Annotated in this window: 19 protein-coding genes; 11 read left to right on the top strand and 8 right to left on the bottom strand. The window is 56.1% G+C overall.

What is annotated here, in order from left to right; genetic code table 11:
- The first annotated feature begins 1 nt into the window (after nt 1).
- A complete protein-coding gene (locus BM205_RS00095; RefSeq protein ID WP_092411653.1) occupies nt 2-946 on the top strand; it encodes an urea transporter in 945 nt (314 codons plus the stop codon).
- 10 nt (nt 947-956) lie between these two features.
- On the opposite strand, the gene BM205_RS00090 is transcribed toward BM205_RS00095, so the two are convergent.
- From BM205_RS00090 to BM205_RS00075, 4 genes are all read right to left on the bottom strand, one after another.
- Entirely contained in the window at nt 957-1,151 is a 195-nt protein-coding gene (locus tag BM205_RS00090; RefSeq protein ID WP_254783665.1) for an alpha/beta fold hydrolase, read from the bottom strand.
- 421 nt (nt 1,152-1,572) lie between these two features.
- Complete coding sequence (locus BM205_RS00085; protein ID WP_092411652.1) at nt 1,573-1,944, bottom strand: DUF427 domain-containing protein; 372 nt, start codon at nt 1,942-1,944, stop codon at nt 1,573-1,575.
- Between the two features lie 34 nt (nt 1,945-1,978).
- Nucleotides 1,979-2,374, bottom strand: coding sequence for a VOC family protein (locus BM205_RS00080; protein WP_092411651.1), 396 nt, complete (start codon nt 2,372-2,374; stop codon nt 1,979-1,981).
- Between the two features lie 91 nt (nt 2,375-2,465).
- Nucleotides 2,466-3,581, bottom strand: coding sequence for an ABC transporter substrate-binding protein (locus BM205_RS00075; RefSeq protein WP_092411650.1), 1,116 nt, complete (start codon nt 3,579-3,581; stop codon nt 2,466-2,468).
- A 273-nt stretch (nt 3,582-3,854) separates the two neighbouring features.
- On the opposite strand from BM205_RS00075, the gene pcaC reads away from it, so the two are divergent.
- The 6 genes from pcaC (at nt 3,855) to BM205_RS24725 (ending at nt 8,496) form a co-directional block, all read left to right on the top strand.
- Nucleotides 3,855-4,244: a 4-carboxymuconolactone decarboxylase gene (gene pcaC, locus BM205_RS00070; RefSeq protein ID WP_092411649.1), complete on the top strand. Its 390-nt coding sequence runs from the start codon at nt 3,855-3,857 to the stop codon at nt 4,242-4,244.
- Nucleotides 4,241-5,158 carry a glycine betaine ABC transporter substrate-binding protein OsmF gene (locus tag BM205_RS00065; RefSeq protein WP_092411648.1) on the top strand — a complete coding sequence of 306 codons (918 nt, stop codon included), beginning with the start codon at nt 4,241-4,243 and terminating at the stop codon, nt 5,156-5,158. The genes pcaC and BM205_RS00065 overlap by 4 nt, the downstream gene beginning before the upstream one ends.
- A gap of 44 nt (nt 5,159-5,202) precedes the next feature.
- The gene (locus BM205_RS00060) at nt 5,203-6,360 is read left to right on the top strand and encodes an ABC transporter permease (protein WP_175511099.1); all 1,158 of its coding nucleotides are present in this window, start codon (nt 5,203-5,205) and stop codon (nt 6,358-6,360) included.
- The gene (locus tag BM205_RS00055; protein ID WP_092411646.1) at nt 6,353-7,285 is read left to right on the top strand and encodes an ABC transporter ATP-binding protein; all 933 of its coding nucleotides are present in this window, start codon (nt 6,353-6,355) and stop codon (nt 7,283-7,285) included. The genes BM205_RS00060 and BM205_RS00055 overlap by 8 nt, the downstream gene beginning before the upstream one ends.
- Nucleotides 7,282-8,046, top strand: coding sequence for an ABC transporter permease (locus BM205_RS00050; RefSeq protein ID WP_254783664.1), 765 nt, complete (start codon nt 7,282-7,284; stop codon nt 8,044-8,046). Before BM205_RS00055 ends, BM205_RS00050 begins: the two co-directional genes overlap by 4 nt.
- A gap of 243 nt (nt 8,047-8,289) precedes the next feature.
- Nucleotides 8,290-8,496: a SymE family type I addiction module toxin gene (locus tag BM205_RS24725; RefSeq protein ID WP_092411645.1), complete on the top strand. Its 207-nt coding sequence runs from the start codon at nt 8,290-8,292 to the stop codon at nt 8,494-8,496.
- Nucleotides 8,497-8,843: 347 nt separating this feature from the next.
- Here BM205_RS24725 and BM205_RS24720 read toward each other — a convergent pair whose 3' ends face one another.
- On the bottom strand, nt 8,844-8,981 hold the full coding sequence (locus tag BM205_RS24720; RefSeq protein WP_371326449.1) for a Mor transcription activator family protein: 138 nt from the start codon (nt 8,979-8,981) through the stop codon (nt 8,844-8,846).
- A 169-nt stretch (nt 8,982-9,150) separates the two neighbouring features.
- On the opposite strand from BM205_RS24720, the gene BM205_RS00035 reads away from it, so the two are divergent.
- On the top strand, nt 9,151-10,587 hold the full coding sequence (locus BM205_RS00035) for an IS1182 family transposase (protein WP_092411643.1): 1,437 nt from the start codon (nt 9,151-9,153) through the stop codon (nt 10,585-10,587).
- A gap of 77 nt (nt 10,588-10,664) precedes the next feature.
- Here BM205_RS00035 and BM205_RS00030 read toward each other — a convergent pair whose 3' ends face one another.
- Together BM205_RS00030 and BM205_RS00025 are read right to left on the bottom strand one after the other, a co-directional pair.
- The gene (locus BM205_RS00030) at nt 10,665-10,985 is read right to left on the bottom strand and encodes a GYD domain-containing protein (protein ID WP_092411642.1); all 321 of its coding nucleotides are present in this window, start codon (nt 10,983-10,985) and stop codon (nt 10,665-10,667) included.
- A gap of 388 nt (nt 10,986-11,373) precedes the next feature.
- Complete coding sequence (locus BM205_RS00025; RefSeq protein ID WP_092411641.1) at nt 11,374-12,246, bottom strand: LysR family transcriptional regulator; 873 nt, start codon at nt 12,244-12,246, stop codon at nt 11,374-11,376.
- 195 nt (nt 12,247-12,441) lie between these two features.
- Between BM205_RS00025 and BM205_RS00020 the strand changes: the two genes are divergently transcribed.
- The 3 genes from BM205_RS00020 to BM205_RS00010 all read left to right on the top strand — a co-directional run bounded on the left by BM205_RS00020 (nt 12,442) and on the right by BM205_RS00010 (nt 16,378).
- On the top strand, nt 12,442-13,515 hold the full coding sequence (locus tag BM205_RS00020) for an alkene reductase (protein ID WP_092411640.1): 1,074 nt from the start codon (nt 12,442-12,444) through the stop codon (nt 13,513-13,515).
- 236 nt (nt 13,516-13,751) lie between these two features.
- On the top strand, nt 13,752-15,761 hold the full coding sequence (locus tag BM205_RS00015) for a DEAD/DEAH box helicase (protein ID WP_092411639.1): 2,010 nt from the start codon (nt 13,752-13,754) through the stop codon (nt 15,759-15,761).
- Nucleotides 15,762-15,889: 128 nt separating this feature from the next.
- Nucleotides 15,890-16,378 carry a GFA family protein gene (locus tag BM205_RS00010; RefSeq protein ID WP_092411638.1) on the top strand — a complete coding sequence of 163 codons (489 nt, stop codon included), beginning with the start codon at nt 15,890-15,892 and terminating at the stop codon, nt 16,376-16,378.
- Between the two features lie 46 nt (nt 16,379-16,424).
- Here BM205_RS00010 and BM205_RS00005 read toward each other — a convergent pair.
- A partial coding sequence (locus BM205_RS00005) for a porin (RefSeq protein WP_139227185.1) occupies nt 16,425-17,080 on the bottom strand: 656 nt, incomplete at its 5' end.

Below are 17,080 nucleotides of genomic sequence, written 5' to 3'. Positions count from 1 at the left end.
CATGGATGGCTTGCGGGCCCTTTTTTTCGGCGTCAGCCAAAGTGTGTTCCAGCAGAACGGATACACAGGGCTGATTCTACTTTCCGGTGTCTTCCTCAGTTCACCCTGGGTCGGCCTAGCGGCGTTGCTGGGTGTGCTCACCAGCACCTTGCTTGCATGGGCGATCGGTGCCGAGCGCAGCCTCATCCTGGCAGGGGTCTACGGCTTCAACGGCTTTTTCTCCGGTCTCGCGTTGGGTTCTCTCTTCAGTCCCACGCCGGAACTCTGGGCTGTCGTGGCGCTTGCGGGTGCGCTGTCGGCTGTCTTGACTTACGCGTTCCTGCGGCTTTTGCGCCGCATGGGCCTGCCGACGCTCAGCGCCCCTTTCGTTTGCGTGCTTTGGCTGATTCTGCTGGCAGTCGTGCATATCGGTCGCCTCGCTTACGCCCAAGGTCCTGCCATCGGGATCAGCGGTCAATTGCTACCGGATGCCGCACGGGTATGGAGCGATCGATTCAACAACGGCCACTATCTGCTCAGCCTGATCCTGAACGGAACGCTGCGAGGAGTCAGCCAGATTTTCTATCAGGACGACCTCATTGCGGGCTGCATCTTCCTGCTCGGCATATCTGTGAGCTCGACCAGGGCTGCCATGCTGGCGGCAGCGGGCTCCTTGACCGGCGCCGTGGTTGCCCTGCTCATCGGCGCACCGGACGCAGTTGTGTTCCACGGCGTATACGGCTTTAACGCCACTCTTAGCGCACTTGCCGTGGCGACGCTCATTCCGAAGCCCGGCTGGCAGCCGGTAGTTGCGGCACTTTTGTGTTCGGCAGCCGCAGCGATCGTTACCGGCGCCATGTTGCCGTTATCGCGATTCGCCGGCTTGCCGGCGCTGAGCGCGCCATTCTGCGTTGCTTCCTGGATGTTCTTGCTGGCGCTGCAAAGACGCCGTGCCAGCCCGGGTTGAATGCACCACGTCAGTTCTTGTCGAGGAAGGTCTGCACCGCCTTCATAGTCTCGGCAGGTGCCTCTTCCATCAGCCAGTGACCGGAACCGGGCACTACAACTTCAGTGACATTAGTTGCGGCGTTGCGCATGACTGCAGCTTCGTTGGCACCGAAGGACTTCTCGCCGCCAATTGCAAGGACCGGCATGCTGAGTTTGGTCTTCACGGATTCGGCATTATCCTCAGCATCTTTACGGATTGACTGAAACTGGGCAAAGGCCGCTTTTGATCTTATTGGTGGGTATCTATGTGGGGTATCAAGGCTTGCACGCATTAAATTGATTTGTTTGCTCAGACGCTGTGCGAATAATGAACACTCGCATATAACGTGTCGGCCTTTTAGGCGCCGGCAAATTTTTCCAAATGAACTTTAAATAACGCTAGATGCAGATCCGGACAGGCGCCGCCATGAACACAATCGCACCTTCGCTCGTCGCTTCCGCATCCCGCTTCGGGGCACCCTCTTGGCAACCTTCCTCTACGCCCTCGCGCTCATCGTCCGCTGGGCCTGACCCTTGCTTCACGCGGACCCGCCTGCGGTTGGCCTTTCAGGTCAAACCGGGTTCGAGCTACTACAGATTGTTGGATTAATCCTCTATGGCGTCGACGCGATCGCGGTAAAACGCGAGATGATCTTTAATCTCTGCCACAGCCGCATAGGGTGTCTCATAAGTCCAGACTGCATTCACGGAACGCTCACCACCGACAGGAATACTGTAATAAGAACACTCCCCTTTGTAGGGACAGTAGGTGGCATGGCCGGTCGATTTCAGCTGGGACATGTCAACATCCTCGCGCGGGATATATTGCACCGCCGGGTATGACGCCTCCTGCAGCGTTAGCGCGTGGCTGGTCTCGGCAATGACGCGCCCCGCAACGATCACACGAATCCGCGCCGGATTCGGCGTGATCGTGATCGGATGATCCGGCCCGGGGATCTTTATCGTTTTTTCGTTCATCGCATCGAACTCCTTGCTGTTATTGCATTGGATGTCAGGCGGAACAGTTGAACATCCATTGGACCCCGAAGCGATCAGTCAACTTGCCAAAATAATCACCCCAGGGCTGAACGGCAAGCGGAGTGGTCACCGTCGCCCCTTGCCCCAAACGCGCGAATAGCTGGTTTGTCTGCTCGCGGCTATCGGTCATCAGGATATGGGCAGAGCCGCGCATCGGTTCGGCGTCGTCGTTGTCTGAGGCATAAAAAAGTACCCCGGGCCCTTCGAACCTTGCGTGCATGACTTTGCCACGCATCGCCTCGTTCTTCAGAGGCATATCCGCGGCGCCGTGGCGCAGAATTTCGACTACATGGCCAAGCCCGCATTGCGTGTAGAAATCGAGAGCCTGCTCGCATGTCGTGGTGAAGAACAGGTAGTTTGATTGCTGCATCGTCAACACTCCTATGGATTGTCTCGCAAGCCCGGGCAGGCAGGCGCCGGCAAGTTTTCCTCGCTTACCAAACCTCAATCCCTATCCTACATCAACGCAGGATCGACCCATGCTTGCCGATCATGATCATTTCCACGAAGTTTGATCCGTCATGATCGGTCGGAGAGTACGACACCCTCACCCCGCCCAGGTCAAAATTCCGTAGCGTCTCCAATGCGGCCACCAGTTTTGGCCTGGTCGGATTGGGGCCGGCCCTGCGCAGGCCCTCCGTCAACAGCTTCGCGGCGACGAAACCTTCGAATGTCGAATAAGAAGCCGGTGGCGGTTTAGCCATTCCTTTCAAGACGCTCTGGAATTCCCGTGCCGCGCCTGAACCATAATTTTTCGGGTAGGGCATCACTTGCATCACGCTCACGCCGCGTCCGTCATCGCCCAGCGATTCGAAGAAAGTTTCGGAGCTGACATTGGAGAGCATCATGAATGCAGGGTGAAGTCCCAGCTTGCGGACTTGTTTGACAAAATCGGCACAGGCCGAGGGCGTGCAAGCCATCAGCACCGCTTGCGGGTTGGCCGCCACGATGGCGTTGACGGCCTTGTCGATTTTCAGATCCTTGCGGTCATAGCTCACGGTCACTACGGGATTCAGTTTATGGGCCGCCAGATTACGTTCAAAACCTGCCAATCCATCCTTGCCGAAGCTGTCGTCCTGATACAAGATGGCCACCTTGCTGATTCCCAGGGAACCGAACAATTCAACCATTTTCGCCGTTTCGGCCTGATAACTGGCGCGCAGATTGAACAGATACGGATTGAATGGCTTGTGCAAGCTTTGTCCGCCGGAGAACGGTGCGATCATCGGTACTTTCTCGGCCAACAACAATGGCAGGACGGCTTCCACCGTCGGCGTGCTGCGATAGCCGAACAGCGCCAGCGCGTTGTCCTCCTTTAACAGCTTCTCGGTATTGAGCCTGGTGGTTTCCGGCTTGCGCTTATCGTCATAGGACTTAAGCTCGATCTTCCGTCCATATACGCCACCCTGTGCGTTGACCCAGGCGAAGTAAGCCAGCGCGCCTTCCATGTTTTCCTTACCGGTGGCTTCGCCCGATAACTCTACGGATTGTCCAATGACGATCTTTTCCTGTGCGTTGGCAATTGCTGCGGATGCCAGGAACAAAAGCGCGGCGGACGCTGCGATAAGCGTTCTCATGATTGTTGTCTCCCTGATTGTAATTATTTTCGCTCGACAATACTCTTCTAAAGCTTGCAATTAGCTTTCAATTTATTATCTAGTCGATTCTTATAAGATTTGAGTGAAACAAAAAAAGCGTATATTTTTTTGAAAACTTTTTGCGCAAACTCGCAATAAAAAGTATAAATTACTTTATAAACAATATATTACGAATAATTCATAATGTATTACATTATATTTGCAGTATTCGCAAAGATCGTACAAATCGTATAACGCAAACAGGGGGAATGCATGGACAAGCAATTCGAAGATGGTTTGCAAATACGCAAACAGGTGATGGGCGAGGAGTTCGTGGCCAAGGCTTTCGCCAATGCCGATGACTTTACACGGCCGTTGCAGGAATACATCACCCGCAATGCCTGGGGCACAGTCTGGTGCCGGGATGGCCTGGACCTGAAAACCCGCAGCCTGACTACGCTGGCAATGCTGACCGCCCTGGGTCGCACACAAGAACTAAAGGGGCATGTACGCGGCGCCCGTAACAACGGTGCTACGGTAAAAGAAATACAGGAAGTGCTGCTGCACGCAACCGTGTACTGCGGCGTACCTCTGGCAGTCGATGCTTTCCGTGCGGCGCAAGAGGTTTTGTCTGAAATGGCGGCGGCACCGGGGGCCCCATGAGTATCTACCGCCGCCTGCTCGGCGCGGCCTTGGTCGCGATCCTGCTATCGCCTTGCGCACAGGCGGCTGAGCCGGTTCGCGTCGGCTCCAAGATCGACACCGAAGGCGCCTTACTGGGCAATCTGATCCAGCTGGTGCTGGAAGCTAACGGCATCAAGACCGTCAATCGTCTGCAGATCGGCACCACCAAGGTGGTACGCAACGCCCTGCTCTCCGGCGAGCTGGATGTTTATCCGGAATACACAGGCAACGGCGCCTTTTTCTTTTCCGACGAAAAGAACCCGGCCTGGAAGAATCCAGAAAATGCTTATCAGTTAGTGAAAAAACTGGATTTTGAGAAAAACAAGCTGGTATGGCTCACCCCTTCTCCTGCCAACAATACGTGGCTTATCGCGGTTCGCAAGGATATGGCGCAGGCCAACAAGCTCAAGACGCTGGCTGATCTCGGTCGCTGGATCAACCAGGGTGGCCGCTTCAAGCTGGCGGCCTCGGCCGAATTCATCGAGCGTCCGGACGCCTTGCCGGCGTTTGAAAACAGCTACGGATTCAAGCTCAAACAGGACCAGTTGCTGACCTTGGCCGGCGGCGATACAGCGGCAACGATCAAGGCTGCCGCGGAACAGACTTCAGGCGTCAATGCAGCGATGGTGTACGGCACCGACGGCGCGATAGCCGCGCTGGGCCTGGTCACGCTCGACGATGTGAAAGCCGTGCAGCCGGTCTATGCGCCAACTGCGGTCATCCGCGGCGACGTGCTGGCGCGCTATCCGAACATCCCGGACTTGCTGAAACCGGTATTCATGTCGCTAGATAGCCCGACCTTGCAAAGACTGAACGCGGGCATTGCGATCGAAGGACGCGACGCTCGCAAAATCGCCGGCGATTACCTGCGTAGCAAAGGTTTTATCAAGTGACCATGGCGCATCCGGCGAAACTGCCATGGCGACCAGGCGACAGCATGCTGTCACTCGCCAAGCTGCAGAACCCGGTGCACCTGTTGCTGGTTATTGTAGCCATCGTCGCCGGCGCCAACCTGCCCTTGCTGACTTACGCTCCCAACCGCCTGCTTAGCGGCCAGGGCATTCTTCTTAGCCAGCTTGCCGCTCGCTACTGGCTGCTGGCGATTCCCGCGTTACCGTTGCTGCTTGCACCGTGGCTGCGACCTGGCCGAGCCAGCTATATTCTTCTGATCATCGCGGCGGCCGCCCTGAGTGGTGGCCTGCTGGCGTTAGCGGGACACGAAGCACAGCTCCGCACCAGAGAAATCGATTCCTTGGTGCGGGTCTCGTTCGGGGGCGCGTTCTGGTTATTGTTGCTGACCGCCTGGCTGCAGCTGGCCGAGGCGCTACGCGGGCTTGTCCTGTCGTTGCCGGCGCGGATAGCGGTAATACTGGCAGCGTTGATGCCGATTGTGGCACTGGCAGCATCCGGGTACCTGGACCATCTGTCGCTGCTGAAGGAATACCAGAATCATCAGGATGCCTTTGACCTGGCACTGTTACGCCATGTCCAGCTGGTAGCTTTTTCCGTACTGCCTGCGGTTCTGATCGGCGCTTTGCTCGGCACGCTGTCTTTTCATAGCCGGCAAGCGCGCAAGCTGCTGTTCCCAGTGTTGAACGTCATACAAACCATTCCCTCGATAGCCTTGTTTGGCTTGCTCATCGCCCCGCTGGCGCTGTTGGGCAGCCTGTTTCCGCAATCTGGCATTGGCGGCATCGGCCTGGCGCCGGCGTTGCTGGCGCTGACATTGTATTCACTGTTGCCGATGACCCATGGCACCCTGGCGGCACTTGAGCAAGTGCCGCCATCCGTACGCGAAGCGGCGAGCGGTATCGGCATGTCGCCGTGGCAGATATTCTTTCGTGTCGAGCTGCCGCTGGCTTTGCCAGTATTCCTGTCAAGTATCCGTGTCACGACAGTACAGGCGATCGGCCTGGCTGTGGTGGCGGCGTTGATCGGCGCCGGCGGGTTTGGCGTCCTCATGTTCCAGGGCATGTCCAGCAGCGCGCTGGATCTGGTTTTGCTGGGAGTCATCCCGGTGATTTTGCTGGCTATCGGCGTCGATACTTTATTCAAGGTAGCGATCTCTGTCTTGAGGAGACAAAACCGTGATTGAAATCAGCGAAGTAAGCAAATCATTCGATGGCCGGCAAGCGGTCAGCGAGCTGAGCCTGACGGTTGAAAATGGCGAGTTTGCTGTATTGATCGGCACTTCCGGCTCTGGCAAGTCGACCATGCTGAAGCTGCTGAATCGCTTGCTGGAGCCGGATAGCGGCAGCATCCGGCTGCACGGCAAGAATATTGCCGAACACGCACCGGAACAGTTGCGGCGCCGCATCGGCTACGCGATCCAGTCGGTCGGCTTGTTTCCGCATTGGACCGTGGAGCAGAACATCGGCGCCGTCCCGGCATTGTTGAAATGGCCAAAAGTACGCATCCGCGACCGCGTCGGCGAGCTGCTGGAACTGTTGCATCTGCCACCTGAAGAATTCCGTCATCGCTATCCGGACCAGCTTTCCGGCGGCCAGCAGCAACGGGTGGGCGTGGCACGCGCTCTGGCGGCCGATCCTGATGTGCTGCTGATGGACGAACCCTTCGGCGCGCTTGATCCCGTGACCCGCGCCAGCCTGCAACAGGAACTGGCCAATATCCACCAGGTATCTGGCAAGACGATCGTATTGGTGACGCATGACATCGACGAAGCCCTGGCCTTGGGTGAACGCATCATCCTGATGGATCATGGACGCATCGTGCAACAAGGCGCGCCGCGGGATTTCCTGCTATCGCCGGAGAACGACTTTGTGCGTGAATTCGTCGGCCAGAGCGATATCGGTGTTCGTCTGCTCGGCCTGGACCAGATCGCCGACCGGGTGCGCGCCCAGCCTGTCATCCCCGGCGAACCGATTCGCAGCAACAGCACGCTGCGCGAGGCGCTGTCGGCCTTTATCACCCGCAAAGAACACAGCCTGCCGGTGGTAGATGAACACGGCCTGCCTGCGGGAGTGCTGCATTTCGCCGATTTGCTGGAGCCTCCGCGGTGAGACGGCTCTATCGTTATCGCTGGCTCGCCATCAGTAGTCTTTTGCTGCTGGGGCTTACCTTTGGCATGCCGCTGACAGCCCCCCTGTTCGCCAACGCCTTTCCCGAGCTGGCCCGCCCTATGTACATGCAAGACTCGTTTGCCACGCTGGTACTGGCGCATTTGAATATCGTGTTCCTGTCTGGCATCGTCACGGTACTGGGTGGCGTGGCCGCAGGTATATTCGTCACCAGGCCGGCGGGACGGCCGTTCCGGTCATCACTGGAAACGGTGCTCGCTATCAGTCAGTCGTTTCCTCCGGTGGCGGTGCTGGCAGTTGCTGTGCCATTGATCGGCTTTGGCAAAACCCCTGCCCTGATTGCGCTTGTCATGTACGGTGTGCTGCCTGTGGCGCAAGGAGCGATAGCCGGTTTGTCATCGATCCCGCCGTCGATTCTGGAAGTTGCGCGCGGCATAGGTATGGACCGCTGGCAAATCCTGCGCCGGGTCGAACTGCCGCTGGCGGCGCCGGTGATACTGGCCGGCGTGCGCACCTCGGTAGTGATCAATATCGGTACGGCGGCAATTGCATCTACCGTCGGCGCCAAGACACTCGGACTGCCGATTATCGTCGGCCTCAGCGGATTCAATACAGCCTATGTGATCCAAGGTGCGTTACTGGTTGCGTTGCTGGCGATTGTGGCCGATCAGTTGTTTGCCCTGCTGTCACAACGCTGGGCGCCACCGGCTGATGCCTCCTTGCGTAGCGGAGAAGGAGCATGATGTCCGCACTGCCGATACATGCGAATCTCTTGCAGCTCTTTGCTTATGCTCACAAAGCCAAGTATCTGCATTTTCTTAAAAATCTATCGACGCACGATAATGATGTATTTAAAAATTGGCATATGCTATTTTTAAGAATGCGTTCAGATTAAAGAACGTTTTGTAGGGCAGTAAATAGACGCGGATCACAGGTGCACGAACACCTATGACCCGCTAACCAATCAACTAAACGGAGTAGTTAATATGGCTAAGCGCAATAGTACGCGAGATACCAGCACATCGATAGTAAACGCGACACAACGACTCAGTGTGTCTTTTTATCAGGACGATGATCCTGAGACACTCTGGATACGCCTGCAAGGCAACGGGATCGAACAAACAGGCTTCAGCCCCAATGCCAACGTCCGCGTCAGAGTCATGGCCGGGTGTTTGATAATTACCGCCGATTAAAATCTACCTGCATCGTCGACACACAGAAAGTCGTTTTCAACCCCGTGCGCTGCACGGAGTTGGAAATGTATTTTCTGGCTGATCTCGAAATACGTACGAGCTTCAAGCGCTCTTTGGTTTGGAGTATTTATTGCCCGCACTAAATTTAGCGCGACAATCTCCCATTAAAACACGCAATTCACCATCCAGAGCAATTGCGTGATGCCATCAAATCCTTGAGGGGGATTGAGACACATGAGAGGAAAAAATGAGAAATTACCGAAACTAGCCGGGAAATATTGGGATATAGAGATGAGAATCTGTAAAAAGGTTACAGAAAGGAGCTTGGATAAAATTGGCTCAACAAATCAATCGAAAAGTCGATTTTGCTGCTTGTTCAGTTCGCGCTCGTGAACCCGCTCTATCAACTTGCGCATGCCGCGCTCAGTCATCTGGAATTTACGGGCCAGCGTGTCATAGTTGGTGCCGGCAAATTCAGCATAGATGAATTGTACTAGCGCAAATTTGATTTGACAGCCAGTGTCAGATCAAGTCCACGGTTGCCCGTTTATGACAGACCGGAATCGACCGAGGCTGTGTGAAAACGCATCCAGTTAGTAAACTATTTTTCGATACGAGCGTCAAATCGATATTGCATATTTGACCGGGGTTTCGATGAAACGCTTTGTCCAGGGAACGGATCGCACGCAGAGCATCCTGCTACCAGAGCAGCTTGAAGATTACGTCAGTGAAGATAACCCGGTCCGAGTCATCGATGTCTTTGTCGACTCGCTTGATCTTGGTTCGCTTGGCTTTGACGGCGCGAAGCCAGCGCGGACCGGACGGCCGTCTTATCATCCCAGCGTGCTGCTGAAGATTTATATCTACGGTTATCTCAACCGTGTTCAGTCAAGCCGGCGCCTCGAACGCGAAGCACAACGTAACATCGAGGTCATGTGGTTGACGAGTCGCCTGGCGCCGGACTTCAAGACCATTGCCGACTTCCGCAAGAACAACGGGCCAGCGATCAACCAGGTCTGTCGTCAATTTGTTCTGATGTGCCGCAATCTCGATCTGTTTACCAATACCGATATCGCCATCGATGGCAGTAAGTTCAAGGCGGTCAACAATCGCGACAAGAACTTCACCGACAGGAAGCTTCAGGCACGAATCGAACAACTCGAAGCCAACATTGCACGTTACCTCGAGGAGCTTGATCGTGCGGACCGCCAGCCGGAATTGGTGCCCGAGGCCCGAGTCTCACATCTGAAAGAAAAAATCGCTTCCATCAAGAAGCAGATCGAAGGATTCAACAAGATCAACAAGCAGCTACAGCAGACACCGGATAAGCAAATATCTCTGACCGATCCGGATGCCCGATCCATGGCCACGAGTGGCCGTGGCACAGGCATGGTGGGCTACAACGTCCAGACTGCGGTCGATACCAGAAATCATCTGATCGTGTCGCATGAGGTGACCAATGTCGGGCATGACAGAACGCAGCTGGCATCGATGGCGGCACAAGCACAAAACGCAATCGGAAAACAAGATTTGACTGTGGTCGCAGACCGCGGCTATTTCAGCGGAACGGAAATTCTCGCATGCGAGAAGCTTGGCGTGACACCACTGGTACCGAAACCTCTGACTTCGGGCAACCGGGCACAAGGTCTGTTCGATAAAACGGATTTCATTTATCTGGCGCAAAGCGACGAGTACCGGTGTCCGGCAGGACAACGAGCTATCTGGCGTTTCACCACAATAGAACACGGGTTACGTTTGCATAAATATTGGTCGTCTGCCTGCCCGGCATGCCCGATCAAGGCGCAATGTACTACCGGTACCAACCGGCGTATAGCCCGTTGGGAGCACGAAGACGTACTCGAGCGAATGCAGCAGCGTTTAAATGCCTGGCCCAATCCTGCCCGCCTACGCCGACAAACCGTCGAGCACCCGTTTGGCACACTCAAGGCATGGATGGGTGCAACGCACTTCCTGACCAAGTCACTCCCACGGGTGAGCACTGAAATGAGTTTGCACGTACTGGCTTACAATCTGAAGCGGATCATCGCAATGCTAGGCACTCATCGGTTGATTGCAGCGATGAAGGCCTGAGGGCCTTTTTGCATCTCTACGAGATGCTGTTCCTGTCAACTGACCTAGCTTGTCGCAGCTGTTAAGCATCTTTTTTATTATCGTCGCGCTTCGTGCAGCTCCATTTTTAAATTGGATCGAAGGCGGACGCACTCACCTGAGAAATGATTTTGCGTTTTTACACAGCCTCGGACATTACCTGCCGCACCGAGGGACAAGCCAAATGCGGTGAAGGTCGCGTCGTCGGGAGCATCGAAGGTCACCACTAAATCGTGGCTCCCCAGCGTCCAGTAAATGTCTTTCATTTCAATGCCGCACTTCTTTGCCATTTCGCGGACAGCAGCAGCTCGCTTAGTGGTGTCTTTCACGGTGCGGATCCCCTGGTATGTGAAATTCGAGAGAACGATGTAAGTTGCCATGATGAGTCTCCTAGTCGGCTGGGGGGAGACTACGCGTTGCCGAGGCGCGCAGAATAAGTTCTTTCGGCAATTAACTTGCCATGCAAGATGGCGTTTGGCGCATGAGCCAAAAAAAGGCCAACCCGGGGCCCAGGCAACAAGGAAAATCGCCTAAATTTTTTATGGATACACCTGCACGGCTGAGCTGTCAATGTTCAAGTTTAAGTTGCAGTGGGGACCTGGTCACCCAGATCGGCTGCGTCATTCTGGTCGACTGACAGGGGCCGATCATTGTTGACGTGAACGATGTTGTTTCGCCGACCTGGATCAAGGTTGAGTTAAATCAGATGAATGAAGGGTGTAGCTGCGTCGCCCCCTTCATTTAAATGCCAGGCGCCACCAGCCGGCGTCACCGCCCCAGACGCTCGCGCAGAAACTCGATGAATCGCTGTGTCTTTGCCGGCAGCAGACGGGTTTCGGTGATGGCATAGACAGGTGTCGGCGTACCGTACCATTCGGGCATGATGCGACGCAGCTTGCCGCTGGCCAGTTCATCGGCGACGACTTCCTCTTGCATCAGGACGATGCCCATGTCGAGCGTTGCCAGGCGGCGGATCATGCCGACGTTGTTGAGCGTGAAGCGCCCACCCACCTGCACTGTGTCGCTTTGCTTTCCGTCATGCAATGTCCACGACCCCGCTTTCAGGATGCCCAGGCACTGGTGCCGCTCCAGATCGGCAGGCTTGCCCGGTTCGCCCGCTCGTTCAAGGTAGCCGGGTGAAGCGTAGAGATAAGGCGTGAACGAACCCAGCGTGCGCGCGATCAGTTGCGAGTTCTCGGGCTCTCCGATGCGGATCGCCACATCGAAAGGCTCGCTGACCAGGTCGACCCGTCGCGCGGTCAGGTCGAAATCGAAGGTGATGCCTGGGTAGAGGCCGGCAAACTCTGCGATCAGAGGGGCCAGGTAGGTCACCGCAAAATCCACCGGAAATGAGGCGCGCAGCACGCCGCCGGGCTGTGCGAGCATTTCGTCAAGCTGCTCGTGCGCCAGCCGGGCTTCATCGACGATGCGCTTGCATCGCTCGAAGTAAATCTGGCCGGCTTCGGTCAGTTCAATCTTGCGTGTCGTGCGATGCAGCAGGCGCAGCCCGATCGCCTTCTCCAACGCGCTGATCCGCCGCGATAACGTCGAGTTCGGCATCCCGATCACCTCACCGGCGCTGCGGAAGCCCTTGGCTTTGACGACCTCCACGAACAAGGCCATGTCGTTCAATAGTTCCACATCTATTGCCTCATTAATGGATCAATGTTATCCAGATTAGCATATTTATCCCAACTGGGAAGCAGTCCATAATTTCCCCATCGAGATTGTGGCTGCTTCCGAGGTATTGGTGGCTCGGACAGACATCCAGGGCAAGGCTCCGCAAAAAGCGAAATCAGCCCTTTTCTTCCATCCACCATATTCAAGGACTCCATCATGAGCAAACTATTCGCCCCCGTCCAACTTGGACGTAACACCCTGCAAAACCGCCTGGCCATGGCGCCGATGACCCGCAGCCGCGCCCAGTTCGACGGCACGCCGGGAGAACTGGCCGCCGAGTATTACAGCCAGCGCGCCAGCGCTGGCCTGATTATCACGGAAGGCACCCAGCCCTCGGATGACGGACAAGGCTATATGGCCACGCCGGGCATTTACACCTACGCCCATGTCGCCGGCTGGAAGAAGGTCGCTGATGCGGTACATGCCAAGGGGGGGCACATCTTCATCCAGCTGATGCACGCCGGGCGCATGTCCCACCCTGACAATACGCCGCATCACCGCCAGGCCCTCGCACCTTCGGCCATCGCGCCAGGCACGGGGATGTTCACGGCTAAGGGCATGCAGGACATTCCCGTACCGCGCGCACTGACAACCGATGAGGTGCGCCAGGCGGTGGCCGGCTTCCGCTTCGCGGCACGGCGCGCCATCGAGGCCGGTGCCGATGGCGTCGAAATCCATGGTGCGAACGCCTACCTGATCCAGCAATTCCTGGCTCCGAGCGCCAATACGCGCACCGACGAATACAGTGGTTCGATCGAGAACCGCGCTCGCTTTGCCATCGAGGTCGCCACCGCAATTGCCGAGGAAATCGGCGCGGACAGGACCGCCATCCGCCTGTCGCCCGGCACGACGATGTGGGGCATCGACGAAGGCGCCGAAGGGCCGAACCTGTACCGCTTCCTGGTTGCCGAACTTGATAAGCTGGGACTGGCTTACCTGCATATCGCGCACCAGGGTAACGAAGCGCTGCTGACAGACATTCGCAAGCTTTGGAGCGGCACATTGATCCTGAACCGCCCGGGCTCCCCGCGCGATAAGATCGGGGCCGACGTGGCTTCGGGGCTGGCCGATCTGGAAGCCTACGGCCAGATGGTCCTTGCTAACCCGGATTTCGTCGAGCGCCTGAAGCACAATGCGCCGATGAACGATGCTAATCGCAACGCTTTCTTCGGCGGTACGGCGCAGGGCTACACCGATTACCCGACCCTGCGTGAAACCCAGGCTGCCTGAGGTTACCAAAAAGCATGTTGCCGCACTGGAATACTGGTGTATTCAACATGCTTTCACGCTCGCTGCTGTGCAATATCCATCAATTCGTCTCGTTCTGCATCACAACAGAGTAAACTACGCATCTCATTTAAAGATTTACGCAAAAAATGAGCTTCCGGGCTCTGTTTTGCGTAGGTCCTGTCATTGTTTCGCGTAGTGCGATTCGACCCAACAAGCACAAACCAGCGAGTGATGTCATGTCTGAAAAACCAGTTCCCCTATTTACCGACCTAAACCTGAGCGAGCCATTGATCCGCGTGCTCAAGGAAGTCGGCTATGAATCACCGTCCCCGATACAAGCGGCGACTATCCCGATCTTGCTCAGCAATCGCGACGTATTGGGACAAGCGCAAACCGGCACCGGCAAGACTGCCGCTTTTGCGCTGCCGATCCTGTCGCGTATCGATCTCAAGCAAACCACACCGCAGGCGCTGGTATTGGCGCCAACCCGCGAACTGGCCATTCAAGTCGCGGAAGCCTTCCAGCGTTACGCCACCCATATTCCCGGTTTTCATGTATTGCCGATTTACGGTGGACAAAGCTACGGTCCGCAACTGAGCGCATTACGCCGTGGCGTGCATGTGGTGGTAGGAACCCCGGGGCGCGTGATTGATCACTTGGATAAAGGTTCGCTGGACCTGTCCAAATTAAAGACATTGGTGTTGGATGAAGCCGACGAAATGCTGCGTATGGGTTTCATCGACGATGTCGAACGGATTTTGAAAGAAACCCCGGCAACCCGCCAGACCACGCTGTTCTCGGCCACCATGCCATCGGTAATCAAGCGCATCGCCAAAACGTATTTGCGTGATCCGGCAGAAATCACCGTCGCCGCCAAAACCGGCACGGCCGATAATATTCGTCAGCGTTACTGGCTGGTCAGCGGCATGCACAAGCTGGATGCCTTGACGCGCATTCTGGAAGCCGAAACTTTCGACGGCATGATCGTTTTTTCACGTACCAAAATGGGTACGGAAGAATTGGCGAGCAAATTGCAGGCACGCGGATTTTCCGCTGCGGCGATCAACGGCGACATCAACCAACAGCAACGCGAACGCACCATTCAGCAACTGAAAGACGGCAAGATCGATATCCTGGTCGCCACCGACGTTGCCGCTCGCGGCCTGGACGTTGAACGCATCAGTCACGTCATCAATTACGACGTGCCGCACGATCCGGAAAGCTATACCCACCGTATCGGCCGTACCGGCCGCGCCGGCCGCAGCGGCGAGGCGATTCTGTTCATCACGCCACGTGAAAGAAATCTGCTGAAAGCGATTGAGCGCGCAACCCGCCAACCCGTCTCGCCATTGACTTTGCCGACTGTACAAGCCGTCAATGACGTCCGCATTGCCAGATTCAAGGAACAGATCAGCGCTACTTTGGCTTTAGGTGCACTGGAAGAATACGCTTCCATCATTGAAGATTTCGAACGCGAACAAAATATACCGGCAGTAGAAATTGCCGCTGCGCTAGCCAAAATGGCACGCGGCAATGAGCCGTTATTGCTGGATAAAAAGCAAAGCGCCCCTGAGCCGTTTGAAGCACGTAAATCAGCACCTGCCAAATCCTGGTCAGATGAAAAACCCGTGCGCGGCGGCAGATTTGAACGTGGCGAACGCTTTGAAAAACCGGCGCCGTCAGAACGCTTTGAACGCACTGAACGAGCACTACGGTCAGATGAATCCGAGCGTCCCGTACGTTCGGAACATAGCGATCGCAGCGAACGTCCGGCTGCTCCTAGAAAAGATCGTGGCCACAATAACGATTTTGACATGGCGCACTTCCGCATTGAAGTCGGCCATAGCCACGGAGTCAAACCTGGCAACATTGTCGGCGCAATCGCCAATGAAGCGGGATTGGAAGCCAAGCATATCGGTCGTATTGAAATCTTTGATGACTACAGCACCCTGGATTTACCAGCTGGAATGCCAAAGGATTTGATGGAGCATCTGAAAAAAGTATGGGTCTCCGGGCAGCAGTTGAAGATTAGCGCTGCCGACGAAGCAATGCCGCATGGTGATCAGCCGGTCAAAAGATTCACCGACAAGCTGGCGCCGGGAAAGTCCGGTGGCGACAGAAGAGTATTTGAAAAAGATGGCGTTAAGAAGCCGCCGTTCAAAGGGAAAAGCGATTTTGCCAGCCGTACCGATGCGGGTCAGGCAAGGCCCGCCAAGCCCCATCGCAAGGGGCCTAAGCCTGCGTAACTGACAACGCTGTCACAACAGCACCGAAGATATAAAATGGCGGTGGTCGCAAGACCAGCCGCCATTTTTTTTATCTGCGCAAAGACCAGGAAGCACTACTTTTCACGGGCGGCAACCAGGAGAGAACCATGAAGCTCAAGGGATCCTGCCATTGCGGCGCAGTTCGCTTCAGTCTGGATAGCGACTCGCCGTATCCTTACCAGCGCTGTTATTGTTCGATTTGCCGCAAAACCCAGGGCGGCGGCGGATATGCCATCAATCTTGGCGGTGACGCCGACACCTTGAAAGTACTGGGGCAAGACGACGTCAGCGTCTACCACGCCAAACTCAAACGGAAAGGCGAACAACGCGCCCATACCAGCACAGCGCAAAGGCATTTTTGCCGGCGCTGCGGCAGCGCGCTCTGGCTCTACGATCCGGAGTGGCCTGAGTTAGTCCATCCCTTCGCGTCTGCCATCGATACGCCGCTACCGACGCCGCCGGAACATACCCATCTGCTATTAGCCGACAAAGCACCGTGGGTAGAGGTCAAGGCCGGTCGCAAGGACAAGCAGTTTGCCGAGTTTCCGCGCGAATCTCTGTTTGAATGGCATCAGCGGCTTGGTCTGCTTAAATGACGTGCTCCCCTGCGAGAGCACGTACCACCTTGATTGCTGCTACAACTTAGAACGAGTGACTGATACCGGCGTAACCGCCGTTTTGCGCATGGCCTGGCAACGGGCTATCGAACTCGGTGCCAAAATCGGCATTACCCTTGTTGCGCATCGTGCCAACCGCCGCATACAGCAAAGTCCGTTTCGACAGGTTGTAATTGGCGCCGACCATGAACAGGCTGGCGCTTCCCGCGTCGTGATTGAGCTTGGCGTGGAACGCAGCACCGATCAATGTCCATGCCGGTGTCAGCACGTAGTTGGCGCCGATCCAGTAATGATTAATCTTGTCCGGAGCGCTGGGCGACGCGGTATCCGGGGCCGAGACATTCTCGTATCCGGCGAACATTTTCAACTGGTCCACGGTGAAGGTGCCGCCCACAATCAGATCCTTGGAAGCCGTGTAGACGTCGGTATAACGGCCGTTGGCATCGCGGATAACGTCATAGATGGCGCGCAGTTCGAGGCCGCCGGTGGTGTACACCAGCGAAATGCCGTCGCTGCGTCCATTTTTGGTGGAACCGGCCTGTTCGCCCAGACTGGTTTGCACCGTGGCGTTAAAGCCGCCCCAGGTTGGTGTCTGGTATTCGATGACGTTATTGGCGCCCGGCCAGTTGCGGCCCTTGACCAGATTCTGCGTACTCATGAATTGCTGGCCGGTAGGGTCGA

Source organism: Collimonas sp. OK307 (assembly GCF_900113705.1).
Lineage (GTDB): Bacteria > Pseudomonadota > Gammaproteobacteria > Burkholderiales > Burkholderiaceae_D > Collimonas.
Note: the sequence above shows the minus strand (reverse complement) of the source record. Positions and strands in the feature narration are given on the sequence as shown.

Bases quoted from the DNA above. Each gene is read 5' to 3' on its own strand.
- BM205_RS00095 (WP_092411653.1), top strand. From the start codon at position 2: ATGGATGGCTTGCGGGCCCTTTTTTTCGGCGTCAGCCAAAGTGTGTTC.
- BM205_RS00085 (WP_092411652.1), bottom strand. From the start codon at position 1,944: ATGAACGAAAAAACGATAAAGATCCCCGGGCCGGATCATCCGATCACG.
- BM205_RS00080 (WP_092411651.1), bottom strand. From the start codon at position 2,374: ATGCAGCAATCAAACTACCTGTTCTTCACCACGACATGCGAGCAGGCT.
- BM205_RS00075 (WP_092411650.1), bottom strand. From the start codon at position 3,581: ATGAGAACGCTTATCGCAGCGTCCGCCGCGCTTTTGTTCCTGGCATCC.
- pcaC (WP_092411649.1), top strand. From the start codon at position 3,855: ATGGACAAGCAATTCGAAGATGGTTTGCAAATACGCAAACAGGTGATG.
- BM205_RS00065 (WP_092411648.1), top strand. From the start codon at position 4,241: ATGAGTATCTACCGCCGCCTGCTCGGCGCGGCCTTGGTCGCGATCCTG.
- BM205_RS00060 (WP_175511099.1), top strand. From the start codon at position 5,203: ATGCTGTCACTCGCCAAGCTGCAGAACCCGGTGCACCTGTTGCTGGTT.
- BM205_RS24725 (WP_092411645.1), top strand. From the start codon at position 8,290: ATGGCTAAGCGCAATAGTACGCGAGATACCAGCACATCGATAGTAAAC.
- BM205_RS00035 (WP_092411643.1), top strand. From the start codon at position 9,151: ATGAAACGCTTTGTCCAGGGAACGGATCGCACGCAGAGCATCCTGCTA.
- BM205_RS00030 (WP_092411642.1), bottom strand. From the start codon at position 10,985: ATGGCAACTTACATCGTTCTCTCGAATTTCACATACCAGGGGATCCGC.
- BM205_RS00020 (WP_092411640.1), top strand. From the start codon at position 12,442: ATGAGCAAACTATTCGCCCCCGTCCAACTTGGACGTAACACCCTGCAA.
- BM205_RS00015 (WP_092411639.1), top strand. From the start codon at position 13,752: ATGTCTGAAAAACCAGTTCCCCTATTTACCGACCTAAACCTGAGCGAG.
- BM205_RS00010 (WP_092411638.1), top strand. From the start codon at position 15,890: ATGAAGCTCAAGGGATCCTGCCATTGCGGCGCAGTTCGCTTCAGTCTG.